Origin of the sequence: Flavobacterium anhuiense (genome assembly GCF_004151235.1) — a bacterium.
Lineage (GTDB): Bacteria > Bacteroidota > Bacteroidia > Flavobacteriales > Flavobacteriaceae > Flavobacterium > Flavobacterium anhuiense_A.
Map to the genome: position 1 here is coordinate 137429 of NZ_JUIV01000006.1, position 17831 is coordinate 155259.

A 17831-nucleotide genomic window follows, 5' to 3' on the forward strand; every position below is an offset into this window, starting at 1 on the left:
AGAAATCAGTGGTAATTATGTAAAGAATTTAAGATACGAGATACGTATGCATGATAAAATCTTCCGATAGGCAATTGCTTATTTTTGATATTGACAATACTAGTGCTGAAGCCTGTTATTTTATTTGTTGCTACTAAAAATGAACGATGAATTCTACAGAACAAACCTTCAGGCAGTTTCTCTTGCATTTCAGTAATGGATTGGTAGGTCTTATAACATTCTGTAGTGGTAAAAATCAACAAATAATTGCCTTGAGATTCAAAATAGCTTATTTCTTCCAGAAAAAGTTTCACCATCTTTCTTTCACATTTCACAAAAATAAACGGATTTTCTTTCTCTTGTTTTTTAGAATGTAATATCGTTTCATTGAACTCTCTGGCTTTACTGTATTTATTTATAGCTTTCGTAAAACGTTCTAGAGAAATTGGTTTTAAAATATAATCGATAGCATCAATCTCAAATCCTTGGACAGCATATTCTGTATAAGCAGTTGTGAAAATTACAGCGGTTTCTGCATGCAGACTTTTGGCAAATTCTATTCCTGATTTTCCCGGTAAATTTATATCTAAAAAAATAAGATCAATTTTGTACGATTTTAAAATATTCTGCGCATTGGAAACACTGGTAAATTTTCCTTTCAAATCCAGAAAATCAAACTTCGCAATATGAAGTTCCAGTAAAATAGAGGCCGGTAATTCATCTTCAATTATAATACAATTAATTGCTGACATCTTTTATCTTTATTTTTAAGGAAACAAAAAAACTTAACATCTCATTTTTTATGGTCAAAGTATGTTTTGCAGGATATAGCAGCTCTAATCTCCTTTTTACATTTGCAATTCCAATTCCGCTGCGCACATTATCTCCTATAGTATTATAATGCTTAGGCAGGCTATTTTCAATTTTAACCACAAGCCATTCATCGCTTGCATTAATAGCAATTGTAATCCAGCCCTGATTGTTCTCATCTAAACAATGCTTATAGCTGTTTTCGATAAATGGAAGTATCAAAAAAGGCTCAATAAAATGATTCTCAACATTTCCATAAAGGCTAAAACTCAATTGAAGCTGATTTTCAAAACGCAGCTGTTGTAACGAAATATAATTTTTGAGATAATCTATTTCGTTTTGCAGAGAGATACTTTTATTGTTCAAATCGTAAATCGAAAACCGAAGCAGATCCGATATTTTAATCACAATTTCAGCAGAATCATCTGATTTGTTCAAAATTTTAGAGTATAAGCTATTCAGGACATTGAATAGAAAATGTGGATGGAACTGGTTTCGGAGCGAGGATAATTCTGCTTGAAGCTTTTCGGATAAAATCGTCTGGACCTTATTTTTTTCTTCTGCTAAATAATATAAAAGTTTAAATGCAATTGGCGTTGTAACTACAAATTGTAATTTACTCACATTGTACAAAAAGACTGGTGCCGACAAAAGAGGTTCTCTCTTCCAGAAAGTCATATAATAACGTAATATTATATAATTGTCAATTAGCCGCTGCAAGAATGCAAAAACTAGAATCAGAAGAACATAGCAACCGATAAAAATGGCAGTTTTTTTCTTAAATAACAAATTAGGCATTAAAAACTCAACAATAATAGTCACGAACAGTATCTTAGGCAAAACGCTGTACCATTCGTTTCGCCAAGCCATAATGAAATCGTCTTCCGGAAGTCCCTGGATCATACTAAACAGTAAAATATAACCCAACCAGTACAAGGTATAGAGTTTTATCTTTTGAGATTTGTTTTCGGGATTGTAGCTGATTTGCCCCAATTGGTCAAGTTTTATATTAATGCAAAAATAAGGCTTTATTTCAAATCAAAATTGTTGTCTGCAATGCAAATCATGTTGTTTAAATAAATTCTTTTTTTGGAATGAAAAAGAAAAATAACTTTCGTTCAAAAACTAACTTAAAAAATAACCAAAGATGAAAAAAAAAATCTTTTTTTTCTTGATTTTAATGTCTTTAGCATTTATTGCAAATGCTAGTAATTCTACAAGTCATAAAAAAAAACTAACCAAACCGAGCATGAAGCCAATGTATTTAATTGCAGTAATAGGAATTCTTTTTGGAATAAGCAGTTTACCAGTTTTTGGACAGCAGAAAAAAAACACAACTGTAAGTGTATTTCAAAATCGCGTTTTTAACGGAGATAAACACATGCTATTAGGCGATTTAAAATGGGCTTTTAAAACAAGTGGAAAAATATTTTCTTCACCTATTATTTATAATGGTATTGTTTATATAGGTAGTGAGGATGGCAATCTTTATGCTATCAATCAGAAAACGGGCAAAACACATTGGAAATTTAAAACGGGAGGTGCGGTACACAGCTCTCCGGCAGTTTTCAAAAACACTGTCTATATTGGAAGTTTTGATGGCTACTATTATGCTCTTGATATCCACACAGGTCATATGAAATGGAAATTCAAAACAGGTGGAGAAAAGTGGTTTGACGAAATAGGTTTTCTGAGTTTTAAGCCTGTGGACAAATGCATGGATGATTTGTGGGATTTCTTTTTGTCCTCTCCTGTTATAAAACCCGACGATAAAAATCCAAGAATTTTCTTTGGCAGCAGTGATGGGAATGTATATGCACTCAATGCAAATACAGGAGAGTTGGAATGGAAATTTGCGGCAAAAGGATCGATTCACTGCAGTCCTGTCCTGTATAAGAACACACTCTATATTGGTAGTTGGGATGCTAATCTGTATGCCGTAGATACAGAGACTGGAAAAATGCAATGGAAATTTGCAACAGGAATGCAATTGGGCTTTAAAGGAATTGAATCTAGCGTAGCAGTTGCTAATGATATGGTTTATTTTGGCGCTCGTGATCCTTTTTTATTTGCGCTCAATGCCAAAACCGGAAAATTGGTTTGGAAGTATGACGCGGCTTATTCCTGGATTATCAGTTCGCCAGTTGTAGCGAATGACGTTCTGTATGTCGGCACATCCGACACTTTTGCACTGTTGGCCCTGGATGCAAAAAGTGGAAAAGAATTATATAAGTTTAAAGCAAACGGTTATGTATATTCTTCTCCGGCGATTGCTGGTGATACGGCTTACTTTGGAGATTTTACCGGTAATTTCTTTGCAGTAAACGTTCAATCTTCGGGCAAGCAATGGAACTGTTTCAGCACAGATAGCAGAATGTTATATGCCTCTGAAATATTAAATAATGGCTTCCTTGACTTTTCTTATGCTGCCAAAGGGGCTGATCTTTCTTTTTACGATGTCAATAAAACCGTGATGGATCAATTTTATAAATTGGGCTCCATTGTTTCTTCTCCTTTTATTTCCAATAACACTGTTTATTTTGGAAGCGCTGACGGGAATTGTTACGCAATTGGGCTAAAATCAAGAAATAATTCATACTCAAAATTCAAATAATTTAAACCCAAATAAAATTGTACGGCTATACAATGAAATGCGGTTTTTTTTCTGGCATTCCTATTCTCTTTTTATTTGTTTAGGATAGGATATTTCCAAAATCGAAAAGAAAGTTAATGCCATAAAATCATTAGGAACACGATGCCTGTTTGGATATTGAGGGGGCAAACAGATTTTATAGGAAATCTTTCTGATGAGAATACACCGCCAACAGAGCAGACGAAATCTAAAATACTCTGTGATTCCAAATTCCTGTACTTTGCTTTTAGATAATATGGTAATGAACCGGATAATCATAAAACGTTTGTCGAGAAGTGATGGCTTTGATGGCGGTCGGTTGACGTTAATACTGACAGCTACCATGATAAAAGACCGGGGTTCTCATTTGCCATAAATATCGAGAGTAAAGAGTGATTAATTTAAAGAACGGTTGGTCTCTCGGTATTCTGGAAAGTGTAATGACAGACTAATATGTCAAAATCGATAGTGGTCAAGAACGACAAGAAGTGCATATAGAACCGCTTACCAATAATCTTGTTGGTTATGTTAAAAGGATTTTAACGGCCGAAATAGTTTTTTGGGAGCAATTGTAACGGCAACCAGCAGAAATACGGATGAACCGCAATTTCTGCTTTTGCGAAAAGCAGCGTATTCCGGCGGATTGGATTTCAAGCACAATTGGAAAAACAGGAAATATTTTATTGGTGGAAATGCAATCTCCAGCCATGTCTTAGGTTCAAGAGAATCGATTACGAACACGCAGAGAGAAATTTCACATTTGTTTCAAAGAGCAGATGCTGATTATATTTCTGTTGATAAAAGCAGAACGTCACTTACGGGGACGGGAGGAAAGATTGAAGCAGGAAAGGCCTCTGAAGGACACTGGCGATATAATGCGACACTAACCTGGCCTTCTCCGGAATTGGAGCTCAACGATATTGGCTTCTGTGTCAGGGGGATGAAATCAAGCAGATTTTTTATGTAGTGATCAATCCTTAAAATCTTTTCATGATGATGCGTTTTGAGCCACGACTTTTGATTTTGGTGGATTTCATAATGCAAGATAATAATATTAAACTATAAACTTAATCTAAACAAAATAAACACAGAATGAATAAATTTTGGACTTTATTCCTTATTATCTGCCTTCCTGTACAACTATATTCTCAAGATGAAATTAATTCATTGTTAGATGAATTAGATGCGGCTATTGATAAAAGAGAAATCTATCATAATAAAAAGGAAACTGAAATAAGTAAACTTGTCAGTTTGAAGAAATTAACTTCTACGAACGTTCAGAAATATGAGATATTTGAAAAGTTATATAATGAATACAGGGCTTATCAGTCAGATTCAGCTTTAAATTATGCCCGTAGAAGTTTAATAGCGGCTAACATCTTAAAGGATTTAACCAAAATTAATACTGCAAAATTGAATTTAGCATCCATTATGGGAACTTTGGGGATGTATAAAGAAGCAACCGATATTTTGCAAGGGATCGATATACATTCTACGCCTGAAATTAAGAGCTTCTACTACGGCGTACAGAGTTCCCTGTATCTGTATATGTCCATATATGCCGCCTCCAAACAGGAAAAAAAAAGCTACGAACAATTGAGCGAACAGTTTCGGGATTCCGTTTTTAAGTACGAGTCAAAATCGAATGTTATTACTCAAGCGAATATTTTGTTTGAAAAAAGGCAATATGACAAGACCCTTCAAATGTTACACGATTATTTTTATAAAATGGATAAAAATGATCCTGATAGAGCAATCGTAGCCTATATTATATCTAGAACCTACCAAAAGAAGAAAAATTTCCATCAGGAGAAAAAGTGGTTAATCAAATCGGCAATTTCAGATTTGAAATTAGATAAAAGGGAATACATTTCACTTCGATCTTTGGCTTTTATCATGTATAAAGAAGATGATGTAGACCGGGCCTATAAATATATCCAACGCTCTTTGGAAGATGCGCTTTTTTGCAATGCCCGTTTGAGGACCTACGAAATTTCTAGAATGCTGTCTATCATCGATCTAGCTTATCAAAAACAGAATGAAACCAACCGTTGGCAATTGATAATGTTTTTAATAAGTGTGAGTATTTTATCTCTATTGTTAATGGTTGCTTTGGTTTTGCTATTTAAAGAGATGAAAAAAAAATCCGTAGCCAAAAGGGAAATTAGTTTGGCCAACAGTAAGCTCGTTGAATTAAATAAAGAGTTGAACAGTTTTAATGAAAGATTAAATTATGCCAACTCAACGCTTATAGAGGCTAATTTGGTTAAGGAAATTTACATTGGGCGTTATATGGATCAGTGCTCGCTATATATTAGCAAGTTAGAGGAATATCAGCGTAGATTGAATGTTATTCTTTCCAGTGGAAAAACAGCCGAATTAGTCAAAGCCGTGAAATCTAAAGAATTCATTGAAGTGGAATTAAAAGAATTTTACAAAAATTTTGACAAGACTTTTTTGTCTCTTTTTCCAAATTTCATTGAAGAATTTAATGAATTGCTTATTGATAATGAGTGTATTAAATTAAAACCCGGAGAGTTGATGAATACTGAATTGCGAATATATGCCTTAATCCGACTAGGAATTTCAGATAGTGTAAAAATTGCGGATTTTTTGCGCTATTCTTTATCTACGATTTATAATTACAGAACCAAACTAAGAAATAAAGCTTTAGGTCCTCGGGATAAATTTGAAGCAAATGTGATGCGAATAGAGACTAATATATAGTTTTTTTTAAAATTTGCCGCCTTTTTACTCTTCTTATAGTAAAAAGGCTTTTATTATTCTACCAAATTACTACTTTTTCGTAGGATTAAGTATCGTTAAGTTATTTAAAATAAATTCATTATGCTTTTTAGGGCTGACTTTTTGCTACCAAACCATCATAGCAAGAATTGTGGCCGAAAAAACGCTTTAAATTTGATGGAACTAAAAAAGCTAAAACAAACCATTAATTTTATTAACTCAATTCAAATGAAACATTTCTTACTATTGACCTTGCTGTGCCTGGCATCTAATAGCTTGTTGGCGCAGCAATTAAAATCTCCCAATCAAAAATTTCAAATGAAGTTTTCTTTACAAAGTGATGGCACACCCATTTATAGCTTGAATTATAAGGACAAGGTAGTTATTAAGCCGAGCAAACTGGGATTGGAGCTGAAAAATGATTCAAAATCATTACTGAATGATTTCACAGTTATTGATTCTGCCAAGAGTACTTTTGACGAAAACTGGAAGCCAGTTTGGGGAGAAGTAGCCAGCATTCGTAACCATTATAATGAATTGGCGGTAACCCTAAACCAAAAAGGAACCGATAGACAGCTGGTTATCCGTTTCCGATTGTTTGACGAAGGTTTAGGCTTTCGCTATGAATTTCCTTTGCAAAAAAATCTAACTTATTTTATTATTAAAGAAGAAAAAAGCCAGTTTGCAATGAATGGAGACCATACCGCTTTCTGGATTCCAGGAGATTATGATACTCAGGAATACGATTATACGACTTCTAAATTGTCTGAAATAAGAGGTTTGACTAAAAAAGCCACTACCGAAAATGTTTCGCAGCAATCTTTTTCGCCGACAGGAGTCCAGACGGCCCTGATGATGAAAACAGCAGATGGGCTTTTTATCAATCTGCATGAAGCCGCCTTAATTAATTATTCATGTATGCATTTGAATTTGGATGACAAGAATATGGTTTTTGAATCGTGGTTAACGCCAGACGCCAAAGGTGATAAAGGCTATATGCAGGCACCTTGCCAATCGCCTTGGAGAACTATTATGGCAAGTGATGATGCCACGGAAATTTTGGCTTCAAAAATGATTTTGAACTTAAATGATCCTTGTAAAATCGAGGATACTTCTTGGATTAAACCAATGAAATACGTTGGGGTTTGGTGGGAAATGATTACAGGGAAAAGCACTTGGGCCTATACCGATGAATATCCAACAGTGCAATTAGGGCTTACCGATTATGCAAAAGCTAAACCCAACGGAAAACATGGCGCCAATACGGCTAATGTAAAAAAATACATTGATTTCGCAGCTGCAAATGGGTTTAGTGCGGTATTGGTAGAGGGTTGGAACGAAGGCTGGGAAGATTGGTTTGGCCAGTCTAAAGATTATGTTTTTGATTTTGTAACCCCTTATCCTGATTTTGATGTAAAAGGAATTCAGGAGTATGCCAAATCGAAAGGGATTAAAATAATCATGCATCACGAAACTTCCGGCTCTACACGCAATTATGAACGTCATATGGACAAAGCTTATCGTTTTATGAAAGACAATGGTTATGATGCTGTAAAGAGCGGCTATGTGGGGCCAATCCTTCCGCGCGGTGAAAATCATTATAATCAATGGCTTGTCAATCATTATCAGTTTGCAATTGAAAAAGCGGCAGACTATAAAATCATGGTCAACGCACATGAAGCGATTCGTCCAACAGGGATTTGCAGAACTTATCCAAATTTAATTGGAAATGAATCGGCTAGAGGAACAGAATACCAGGCTTTTGGGGGATCCAAGCCTAATCACGTTACAATTTTGCCATTTACCAGATTAATTGGCGGCCCAATGGATTATACTCCTGGAATTTTTGAAATGAATATCAGCAAAATTAATCCAGAAAACAATTCGCATTTAAACAGCACCTTGGCAAATCAATTAGGATTGTACGTAACAATGTACAGCCCATTGCAAATGGCTGCTGACTTGCCGGAAAATTACGAGCGTTTTCCAGATGCTTTCCAATTTATTAAAGATGTTGCTGTAGACTGGAGTGAGAGTAAATATTTAGAAGCTGACCCTGGAGAATTCATCACAGTTGCAAGAAAAGCGAAAGGAACGGAGGATTGGTTTATAGGTAACGTAAATGGTGAAAAATCAAGAACTTCATCTATTACTTTGGATTTCCTAAAAAAAGGTAAAAATTACCAAGCAACCATTTATGCAGATGCAAAAGAAGCGCATTACAAAACCAATCCGCAGGCTTATATTATTCGAAAGATAAAAGTTGATAGTAAATCTAAATTAGCGCAATATACTGCTCCGGGAGGCGGTTATGCTATAAGTATTATTGAATTGAAATAGAGCCTAATGACTTTGGAAATTAATTTTACCTATTTAATTGTTTAAATAAAATCAAAGCTGTTTTATTATCCCTAAACCCCTCAAAGCAATTTGAGGGGTTTTTATCTTCATTGTGCAAACAGTCCTATTCATATTCTTTTTACTTCAACTCGGAAAATTTCAATTCCAAGATGCATCCCCATAAGTACTTCCTAGAGTGCTTTCTTTCAGTTGAGCCTCCAACGATTATGGTGCTGAATATTCCTATAAGTTTAGTCTCCTTCAAGTTTTTAATGATAGATGGCTTTTTAGCCATCAGCATTCAAAAGCGGATCATATTCACAATTAAAAGATATATTCGGTATATCAGCCTCAAAAGATCCCGCCATTTCGGCAAGGATGCTACTCTGAAAATTCAATTTCTGATCTGTAATTGCGTATTTAGGCTGATAACTTAAAGTTTCTCCTTCCTGTTTTGTGACTTTTTTTTTGGAGATTCCTAGCAAGAAAAAACTATTGAAACAAACCTTTGGCGGTGGGCAGAATTAAAAATCTTCCTGCATATTCTGCATTATCAACACTTAAGGATCAAATCAGAAAATCTTCTACAAAATATATTAGATTTTGTGCCTTCAGGATTATTGAGAGAGATCAAACCAATTAGTTTTTTTAAGGCATTTTAATTTAAAATATTTCGATTGAAGCGCAGAGCATTAAAGAATTAACAATTTTTACTAGCGTAATAAATCTAATGTTAAACTAACTTTTTTGCAAATGCGATTTGCCTAGCTCAAATCTGATTTTTTACTACATAGGCACTACTTTTTACAGGTGTTAAATGGTGTTAATTATTTGTTTTTAAGGTGTTTGCGCGTATGTAACAACTCGTTTAGCTACATTTTTTTTATTGTCAAAATTAAGACTTTAAACGCTTCATAATTTTGTGTCAGCGAAATCGAAATAATCTCTCCTTAGATCATAGCGATATTTGCAAAAACAGTATTACTAACAACCAAACTTATTTAAACCAAACTTATGAAAACAATTTACAGAAAGTTGTTATTTTTATTCCTATTGGTGCCTTTTACAGTATTAGCCCAGAACACGTTAAGCGGTACTGTTGCTGACAAAAGGACGGGTCAGCCAATACCGGGAGTAAATTTAAATGTACAAGGTGCTCCAAACGGTGCATCTACGGGATTTGACGGTAATTTCCAACTGTCAAATGTTAGAAGCGGAAACAAAATTGTTGTTTCTTTCATTGGATACAAAACCCAGACCATTGATTACACAGGGCAAAAAACATTAAATGTTTTTTTAGAAGAAGATGCAAACCAGCTCAAAGAAGTTCTAGTTCAGGTAGGTTACGGAACTGTTAAGAAAAAAGATGCAACAGGTTCTGTTTCACAAATTGCAGCAAAAGACTTTAATAAAGGGATTAACGTTACTTCTGAGAGTTTAATTAAGGGCCGTATTTCAGGCGTGAATATAACAGGCGGAGGAGCGCCTGGAGCAAAAGCGGACATTAGAATTAGAGGAGGCTCATCGTTAAATGCTTCAAACGAACCTTTAATTGTAATAGACGGACTTCCCACTAGTAATGCGGTACCTAACGGAGCTACAAGTATTTTGGCTACAATAGATCCTAATGATATTGAGTCGTTTACAGTTTTAAAAGATGCATCTGCGGCTGCAATTTATGGATCTAGGGCTGCAAATGGTGTAATTGTAATTACAACAAAGAAAGGCTCTAAGGCTGGAATGAAGGTTTCATTCAATTCTCAAACCGGCGTGGATACTGTTGCTGATACAGTCGATGTATTGAGTGCTGATCAATTTCGGAATTTAGTAAATGAAAAAGGTTCAGCAGCTCAGAAGGCATTGTTAGGCACTGCCAATACAAATTGGCAAGATGAAATTTTTCATACTGTACTGACAACCAACAATAATGTATCCGCAAGCGGTGCACTATTTGGCAAGCTTCCTGTTAGGCTTTCTTTAGGCAACACAAACAACCCTGGAATATTAAAAAATACAAGCTTTGAGAGGACTACTGCTTCATTGACTATGAATCCTGTTTTATTTGATAACCATTTAAAAGTTGATATTAACGGTAATTTGTCTTTTGGTAAAAATAGATTTCAAAATCAAGGCGCTGTGATTGGCAATGCAATAGGATTTGATCCTACGCAGCCAGTATACCAGACGGGATCTCGTTATGGCGGATATTTCGAATGGTTAGAAGCAAATGGCAATTTACCCTTATTGCCAGGAAGGAACCCTGTGGCTTTATTAGATCAGACGAACAACAGTTCAACCTCTACTAGAAAATGGGGAAATGTAAGGTTAGATTATAATTTGCATTTCTTTGAAGATTTAAGGGCTGTGCTTGAATTGGGCATTGATAAATTTGATAGCAACGGATTTATAGATATAAGCACTGAAAGTGCCACTGGATATCAGCCTAATGTTTTTAGCTCAGGAAATTGGGTGAATAAAGGAGGAAATACGCATTATACGGACTCGCGCCAAAATAAAAACTTAAATGCCTATTTTAATTATAGCAAAGATTTAGGAAAGTTTAAAACTGATGTTACGGCAGGCTATAACTATCAAATGTTTCAAAGAGAAGGATTTACAACTAATAATATAAGAGTTCCCGGTACTGAGCCTGATGTTCAAACGGATCCAGATATTAATTTGCAGTCTTACTTTGGTCGTGTAAATCTAGGATATGATGGCAGGTATTTATTAACATTGAATTATAGAAGAGACGGTACTTCGCGTTTTTCTGAAAAAAACAGATGGGGTAATTTTTCAGGCGCTGCTTTCGCATGGAACATTTCAAGTGAGTCGTTTTTGAAAGATAATAGTGCTTTATCAAATCTTAAATTACGATTAGGGTATGGTGAGACTGGACAGCAGGATATTAGTGCTTCGTACGATTATCTAAAAAGAGTGACTTTGGGCACGGTGAACTCTCAGTATATTTTTGGAAACACTATCTACAGGGTAGCAAGGACTGAAGGTTATAATCCAGACATTAAATGGGAAGAATTAGCTGAAGCCAATATAGGTTTAGATTATGGATTATTCAATAATAGAATAACAGGATCCATCAACTATTTTAATAAAAAGTCAAATGATCTTTTAGCTTTTATTGCTTATCCTGATGGCGCGAATATGAGAAATCAGGGTTTTTCTAACGTAGGCAGCGTAAAGACAGATGGTGTTGAATTTAGCATCGAATCAGACATTATAAAAAATGATAATTTAAACTGGAATTTAGCTTTTAATGCAACTTATATTAAACAGGAAATAACCAATTTAGGCTTTACTGTTCCGGGTTTTCAAGGATATACCACTGGAGGTATTGCAGGTGGTAATGGTAATCAGATACAAATTAACTCTGTAGGATTTGCTCCCAATACCTTTTATGTTTATGAGCAGCTATATGATGCAAATAAAAGACCGATCCAAGGAGCTTACGCAGATAGAAATAAAGACGGGCAAATTAACACCGAGGACCGTTACAGGCTTCACAAAGCGGCACCGGATTATACGTTTGGCTTTGTCAGCACATTGAATTACAAAAATTTTGATTTTACAATGAATTGGAGAGCTAGTTTAGGAAATTATGTTTTTGACAATATAAGCTCTGATAAAGGATACCTGCAGGCAGGCTTAAGAAGAGAAACTGATTTGGCCAATGTTACTATAGATTATTATAACACGGGTTTTGATGCTGAAACTAATTCAAATGGAACCCAACGCAACTATTCTGATTATTTCATAAAAGATGCATCTTTCATAAAATTAGATAACCTGACAATAGGCTATGCATTAGGGAAAAAGATATTAAAGTCTGCCGCATTGAGATTTTCTGCAGGAGTTCAAAATGTTTTGACTTTCACAAAATACGACGGTTTGGATCCTGAACAGTTTAATGGCATTGATGGTAATGTTTATCCAAGAGCCAGAACTTACTTCTTTGGAGTTAATGCCAATTTGTAATAGTACATTCATGAACAAATTTTAAAAAAATAAAAATGAAAATATCATTTAAATATATAGCTTATTTTCTTCTATTCATTTTTGGATTAAATATGGTGCTTACTTCGTGTACAAGCGACCTAGAAGTGACCCCAAAAGACGATGATGAATTTTTATCAGATTCCTTTTTTAAAGACCCCTCATCCTATAAACAAGGATTGGCTAAGCTGTATGCAGGTTTATATGTCGGAGGAAATGATGGTGATGGAATTGCTGATATTGCTGGAATTGGAGGAGATTTTAGCAGCTATTTGAGGTTATTGTTTGCAATGCAAGAGTTTACAACGGACGAAGCTATTGTATCGTGGGGAGATGATGGTCTGCCAGCATTAAATTTTCAGACGTGGAGCACCAATAATCAATTCTTATATGGATTGTATTCCAGAGCTTTTTACCATATTAGTATTGCTAATGAATTTTTAAGGCAAACCACAGATGAAAAATTAGCAGAAAGAGGTGTTGATGCCAGCCTGAAAAGTGAAATTACCACCTTTAGGGCAGAGGCCCGCTTCTTAAGAGCATTTTCATACTATAATTTGATGGATCTCTTTGGTAATGTGCCTATTATCACGGAGAAGGACCCAGTTGGTTTTTTCTATCCCGAACAAAAAGCAAGAGCAGAAGTTTTTGCATTCATTGAATCCGAATTGAAAGATTTAGACAAAAGCCTTGCCGCTTCAAGAGCAAATGAATACGGAAGAATAGATAAAACAGCTGCTAAATTTTTATTGGCGCAAATTTATCTTAATGCAAAAGTATATAGCGGAACGGCAAAGAATGATGAGGCAATAGCGGCCTGCAATGATGTTATTAATTCAGCTTACAGTTTTGCAGATGTGCCATACCGATATTTATTTGCAGCTGACAATAATGTCAATGGAGCGCAAAATGAATTTATTTTCCCGGTGATCAATGACGGTAATGCTATTAGAGCTACAGGCGGAGGTATGAGCTTCATTTTGCACGCTTCTATAGGAGGAACAATGGATGCCGCGACCCAAGGGATGGATGGGGGCTGGTCAGGCATCAGAACAAGAAAAGAATTTGTTCAATTGTTTCCCGATGAAAATGCTACTGGAGATGTCAGAGGCACTTTCTATACCAATGGACAAACCTTAGATATTGCTAACGTAGGTGCTTTTTCAAACGGTTACGCAGTTACCAAGTACACTAATGTAAATTCTGATGGAAGCGCAGCGCAAAGAAATGATATTCCAGATACAGATTTTCCGATGTTTAGATTATCAGATGCATATTTAATGTATGCTGAAGCAACTTTAAGAGGTGCATCAAACGGCAATATCGAAACAGCTTTAGGTTACGTGAATAAAATCAGAAAAAGAGCTAATGCAACTAGTATTTCAACTTCCGATTTAACATTAGATTTTATTCTTGCGGAAAGGGCAAGAGAATTGTTTTGGGAATGCCACAGGCGAACTGATTTAATTCGATTTGACAAATTTACCGGTTCAAGTAAACTATGGCAATGGAAGGGAGGCATTCAAAATGGGACTTCTACACAATCCTACAGAGATATTATGCCAATTCCCAGCACAACCATTCAAGCTAACCCGACTTTAAAACAAAACCCTGGATATAACTAACATATAAAAGATAATAAAATGAAAAATATATATAAAATTCTGGCTGCATTAATTGCCATATTAATAGTGTCATGTAATGCTGATGATGTTGAAAACAGACCGGTAATCACTGAGGGGATTGCGCCAGTACTGCTCACTCCGCAATCTAATTTTAATATTGTGCTCGAAAATGCCAATGCTACAAGCTTAGCGACTACTTTTGTTTGGAATGAAGCACATTATGAGGGAACTGAAACAGTTATTAATTATACAATTGAAGTGGCAAAAGCTGGTACCGATTTTAAAAATCCTACTATAGCGAGTGTAACCACCGCTACATTTAAAAGCTTTACAGTTGAAGAATTAAATGCCGTCGCTTTAAATGCTGGGCTTACATCTTTTGTCGAAGGAAAGCTGGATGTACGAATTAGATCTACAGTCGGTGCAGTTAACGCACTGCCGCAAACATCTAATTTTTACACTATCACCGTAACGCCATACCCTGCATGGCCAAACTGGGGCATAATTGGCAGCGCGACGGCAGCAACAACAGGTGGTGACGGTTGGACAGCCGATGCTGACTTAAATTATAATTCAGCTTCTAAAAAATATTCCATCACGATGGATTTAGCCGCGGGGGAAATCAAATTTAGATTAGATGATGACTGGGCAACAAATTACGGCGATAATGGAAGTGATGGAACTTTAGATGCAGGCGGCACGAATATTCCAATTGTAACAACAGGAAACTATACTATTGTAGTTGACTTCACTGCAAAAACTTACACTGTTACAAAAAATTATTAATTTTCCATTGTGATAAAAGGCCATCTTAGGATGGCCTTTTTTTAATAATGCTATCGGGACAAATCGAAATTACTGCCAATCAATAGTTTGTTCGTAGTTAGGTTATATTCTTTTTTTTTTTTGATAGCCCTCACTGCTGTAGCTACAATATTTTGAATCATAATGCTCACTTCTCGATCGGCTTCGCTGATTCTTTTTGTCATGTTATTTTCAGAATCAGGCAAGAAATTATTTTAACAATTTTTCTATTTCTTGATAGTAAATTTTATCAAGGGATAAGTGTAATTATTCTTTAATTGCATATCCTTTCTTATAAAAATCTTTGCCTTTTAAAAAAATCTTTGCCTTTTAAAAAAATCTTTGAACAAACTTATATTGCTCTCTTTTTTGTATGCTAATGCTAAATAGTAATATGTTTCCGCTAAATAGTCATCTATTATAAGTTATTTTTTTTCTGCTTTCAATCCGCAGAATTTTATCGAAATCTTCGAGGTCAAAATTTGACTGTATGTCCTGTAAGTTTGAATTAAGAACAGATTTTATTTTATTGATCGGTGTCTTTTTTTGACTAATGTTCTAAAAGCGTGTATCATAGTTCTGTAATTTTCTTCTGTAAGGATAAACCGCAAAATTAGCAAATCACTAGACAGACTATCGATAACAATTGTTTTAAAAAAAAGTTTTTATCGCCTGTTGAGAACCCTGATGAGCGATATAGATGTGATGCCTAAAATAGGAAGCAATGTAATGTTGTGGGATGACTTGTATGATTTAGGTACAGGTCCTAAGACATCCTTTTTCAATGAAAAACATTGTTTTTGAAACACTGCCTTCTTCCAGCAGTATGGTTCTGGCAGGAATCTCTATTGGAGCAAAAATCGGTATTAGAATACACCATCTGTCGGTATTGGTTTGTGTTTTTTCTGGCATGGCTGCATCTTTACTTGACCGAAAGGGTTATATTATATAACTGATGTTGATTTTTACTAAATTTATTGAAAACAGAATGATTATCTGCAGGGTTAAATGTACTTGTAATCTTCTGAGGTGCTATACCCGTGAGCTGCAATAGTTATATGGATGAGCTACTGACGTATTTGGACTATTGGTTTTCCGTACCCAAGGGTGGGCTTTCAAAAACTATGGCAAGGTTTATGTGCTTATGCATGGATGGTCAATAACTCGATTTATTATATATACAAAAAAATCAAGATGGATTTGTAAGAACCTCTTGTTTTTATTTTTAAAATTCTTGCCATCATGGCCGACATTTTCCGGTAGATCTGTGTTGTCATTTTATTTTTTTAATTATTTCTACTATTGTTTTTGGGAGGAAGGTTTGGACCAGTTATGCGGGTAACGCTTAAAATAGCTATCAGATAATCTGGCCAGTAAATTAATTAGGTATCAGCAATGGTCAGCGGAATCTAATTTGGGTGATCAGTATCGTCATTGTATTTAATGTTTTTTTAGGTTTAATATTGTTTTTCATGAGCTTTTCCAACTATGCGTTCACAAAGGGATTTCCACTGCACATTAGCAAAACGAACTGGCGAAGCAATCGAGGAATAGCTGGTGGCATAGATGGTTTTGCGTCAATTAGCGGTGCATTCTCATGTACCGCTATTTGTAAAGGCAGCATTTATGCAGTATGACTTCGGTTAGATAATGTATGGTTTCTTGCAAAGCGGTGGCCTGCTATGAAATAGGGATTTTTAATTTGAATGCGTTTAACCTCAATACTTGTCTACCTCACCATATTTCTTTGCAATATCTCCATATTCCCGAATCTGTTTCCAATATTCCTCCATGTTTTTTGGCCTTGGCCTCCAATCAGGATCTGCTACATTTTCCTGGGCTTCATTCCAATTGCTCGCAGTTAAAAATTTCGGATCAATATCGCAACCAGAAAGTTTATTTATTGGTGCCAGAAATATATAGCCATCATAAAAATTTTCCAAAGTAAAGTCCTGATATCCCATTGAATAATAACTATTATCCTTAAGCTTTCCAAGTGGAGTATCAGCCAAATCGAAACCAACTGGTGTATTATTGATTTTCTCCATTATAATTTCGATTTTTCCATCTGCCGGAGAAATCAAATTCGGTTTTGTATCAGGACGATTACTGAAAGGTTTATGCAATAAAACAGAATAAACTAATCGTGGATATTTAGCATAAAGCTGATTCCCAAAATAGCCATCTTCAAATCTTATAAAATCAGTACCCAAAAAATCATAAACTGGAAATTTATACTTTGTAAATGCATGGACATCTCCGGTGAGAATCAAAATTTTCTCTCTCTTAGTAACAATTTCTTTCTCCACAATAGAGAATCGATATGTTTCAGTGTTTCCTTTGTAAAAAACCTTCTTCATTTTTTCAGAAGTTCGTTGTCCAGAAAAGGAAGACCAATCGTAACGATAGCTTAAATTTAAAATACGAAATTTTTTCGAAGATTTAGGAAGGGATCTATTAAATGACCATGCAGCCTCATACAAATCGGTATACCCCTTAAAAGCCCACCCTGAATTGTAGTTAAACATTAATTTTCGAGCTAAATCCTTGTTATATTCAGGAGCAGAAATTAAAGAATCTAATTGCGCTTGATTTTCACTTGCGCCAAATTCCATTCCTAAATTATATACTTTATTTTGATATAAAACAGGAATCAAATTCTTTACAAATTGAAGATTTTCCTTAACCCGATGCTCTTCTGACAGAAGGATTATATCCTTTTGAGCAAATTTTGAAGCAATATATTCCTCTGGCGTATTTTTGTTATTGGATAAATATTGGACTGATTTTTCAATCTCATCCGATTGCGAAAAGATACAAAGAGGAAAAAGAATCAGAAGTAAGAGTATATTTTTTTTAAACATTTTTTATTTTTTAGAGATTAG

12 protein-coding genes are annotated in these 17831 nt (G+C 35.0%); 7 read left to right on the forward strand and 5 right to left on the reverse strand.

What is annotated here, in order from left to right:
* Nucleotides 1–5: 5 nt before the first annotated feature.
* Together NU08_RS10070 and NU08_RS10075 are read right to left on the reverse strand one after the other, a co-directional pair.
* Nucleotides 6–731 carry a LytR/AlgR family response regulator transcription factor gene (locus NU08_RS10070; protein ID WP_129746998.1) on the reverse strand — a complete coding sequence of 242 codons (726 nt, stop codon included), beginning with the start codon at nt 729–731 and terminating at the stop codon, nt 6–8.
* Nucleotides 718–1782 carry a sensor histidine kinase gene (locus NU08_RS10075; RefSeq protein WP_129746999.1) on the reverse strand — a complete coding sequence of 355 codons (1065 nt, stop codon included), beginning with the start codon at nt 1780–1782 and terminating at the stop codon, nt 718–720. The genes NU08_RS10070 and NU08_RS10075 overlap by 14 nt, the downstream gene beginning before the upstream one ends.
* A 154-nt stretch (nt 1783–1936) precedes the next feature.
* On the opposite strand from NU08_RS10075, the gene NU08_RS10080 reads away from it, so the two are divergent.
* The 4 genes from NU08_RS10080 to NU08_RS10095 all read left to right on the forward strand — a co-directional run bounded on the left by NU08_RS10080 (nt 1937) and on the right by NU08_RS10095 (nt 8506).
* Entirely contained in the window at nt 1937–3403 is a 1467-nt protein-coding gene (locus NU08_RS10080) for a PQQ-binding-like beta-propeller repeat protein (protein ID WP_242502531.1), read from the forward strand.
* A gap of 577 nt (nt 3404–3980) precedes the next feature.
* Nucleotides 3981–4388 carry a hypothetical protein gene (locus tag NU08_RS10085; RefSeq protein ID WP_129747000.1) on the forward strand — a complete coding sequence of 136 codons (408 nt, stop codon included), beginning with the start codon at nt 3981–3983 and terminating at the stop codon, nt 4386–4388.
* Between the two features lie 125 nt (nt 4389–4513).
* Nucleotides 4514–6148 (forward strand): DUF6377 domain-containing protein, encoded by a 1635-nt coding sequence (locus tag NU08_RS10090; RefSeq protein WP_129747001.1) that lies wholly within the window; start codon nt 4514–4516, stop codon nt 6146–6148.
* A 246-nt stretch (nt 6149–6394) separates the two neighbouring features.
* Nucleotides 6395–8506 carry a glycoside hydrolase family 97 protein gene (locus NU08_RS10095; protein ID WP_026729735.1) on the forward strand — a complete coding sequence of 704 codons (2112 nt, stop codon included), beginning with the start codon at nt 6395–6397 and terminating at the stop codon, nt 8504–8506.
* Between the two features lie 287 nt (nt 8507–8793).
* On the opposite strand, the gene NU08_RS10100 is transcribed toward NU08_RS10095, so the two are convergent.
* Entirely contained in the window at nt 8794–8991 is a 198-nt protein-coding gene (locus tag NU08_RS10100) for a hypothetical protein (protein WP_111376080.1), read from the reverse strand.
* Nucleotides 8992–9520: 529 nt separating this feature from the next.
* Between NU08_RS10100 and NU08_RS10105 the strand changes: the two genes are divergently transcribed.
* Genes NU08_RS10105 through NU08_RS10115 form a run of 3 tightly spaced genes read left to right on the forward strand, consistent with a single transcriptional unit; the run spans nt 9521 to nt 14928 of the window.
* Nucleotides 9521–12499 (forward strand): SusC/RagA family TonB-linked outer membrane protein, encoded by a 2979-nt coding sequence (locus NU08_RS10105; protein WP_026729736.1) that lies wholly within the window; start codon nt 9521–9523, stop codon nt 12497–12499.
* A 35-nt stretch (nt 12500–12534) separates the two neighbouring features.
* A complete protein-coding gene (locus NU08_RS10110) occupies nt 12535–14142 on the forward strand; it encodes a RagB/SusD family nutrient uptake outer membrane protein (RefSeq protein ID WP_026729737.1) in 1608 nt (535 codons plus the stop codon).
* Between the two features lie 18 nt (nt 14143–14160).
* Nucleotides 14161–14928: a SusE domain-containing protein gene (locus NU08_RS10115; protein WP_026729738.1), complete on the forward strand. Its 768-nt coding sequence runs from the start codon at nt 14161–14163 to the stop codon at nt 14926–14928.
* A gap of 771 nt (nt 14929–15699) precedes the next feature.
* Here NU08_RS10115 and NU08_RS10120 read toward each other — a convergent pair.
* Both NU08_RS10120 and NU08_RS10125 read right to left on the reverse strand, forming a co-directional pair.
* A complete protein-coding gene (locus NU08_RS10120) occupies nt 15700–15858 on the reverse strand; it encodes a hypothetical protein (RefSeq protein WP_204251866.1) in 159 nt (52 codons plus the stop codon).
* An 806-nt stretch (nt 15859–16664) separates the two neighbouring features.
* A complete protein-coding gene (locus tag NU08_RS10125; RefSeq protein ID WP_129747002.1) occupies nt 16665–17810 on the reverse strand; it encodes a ChaN family lipoprotein in 1146 nt (381 codons plus the stop codon).
* Nucleotides 17811–17831: the final 21 nt, after the last annotated feature.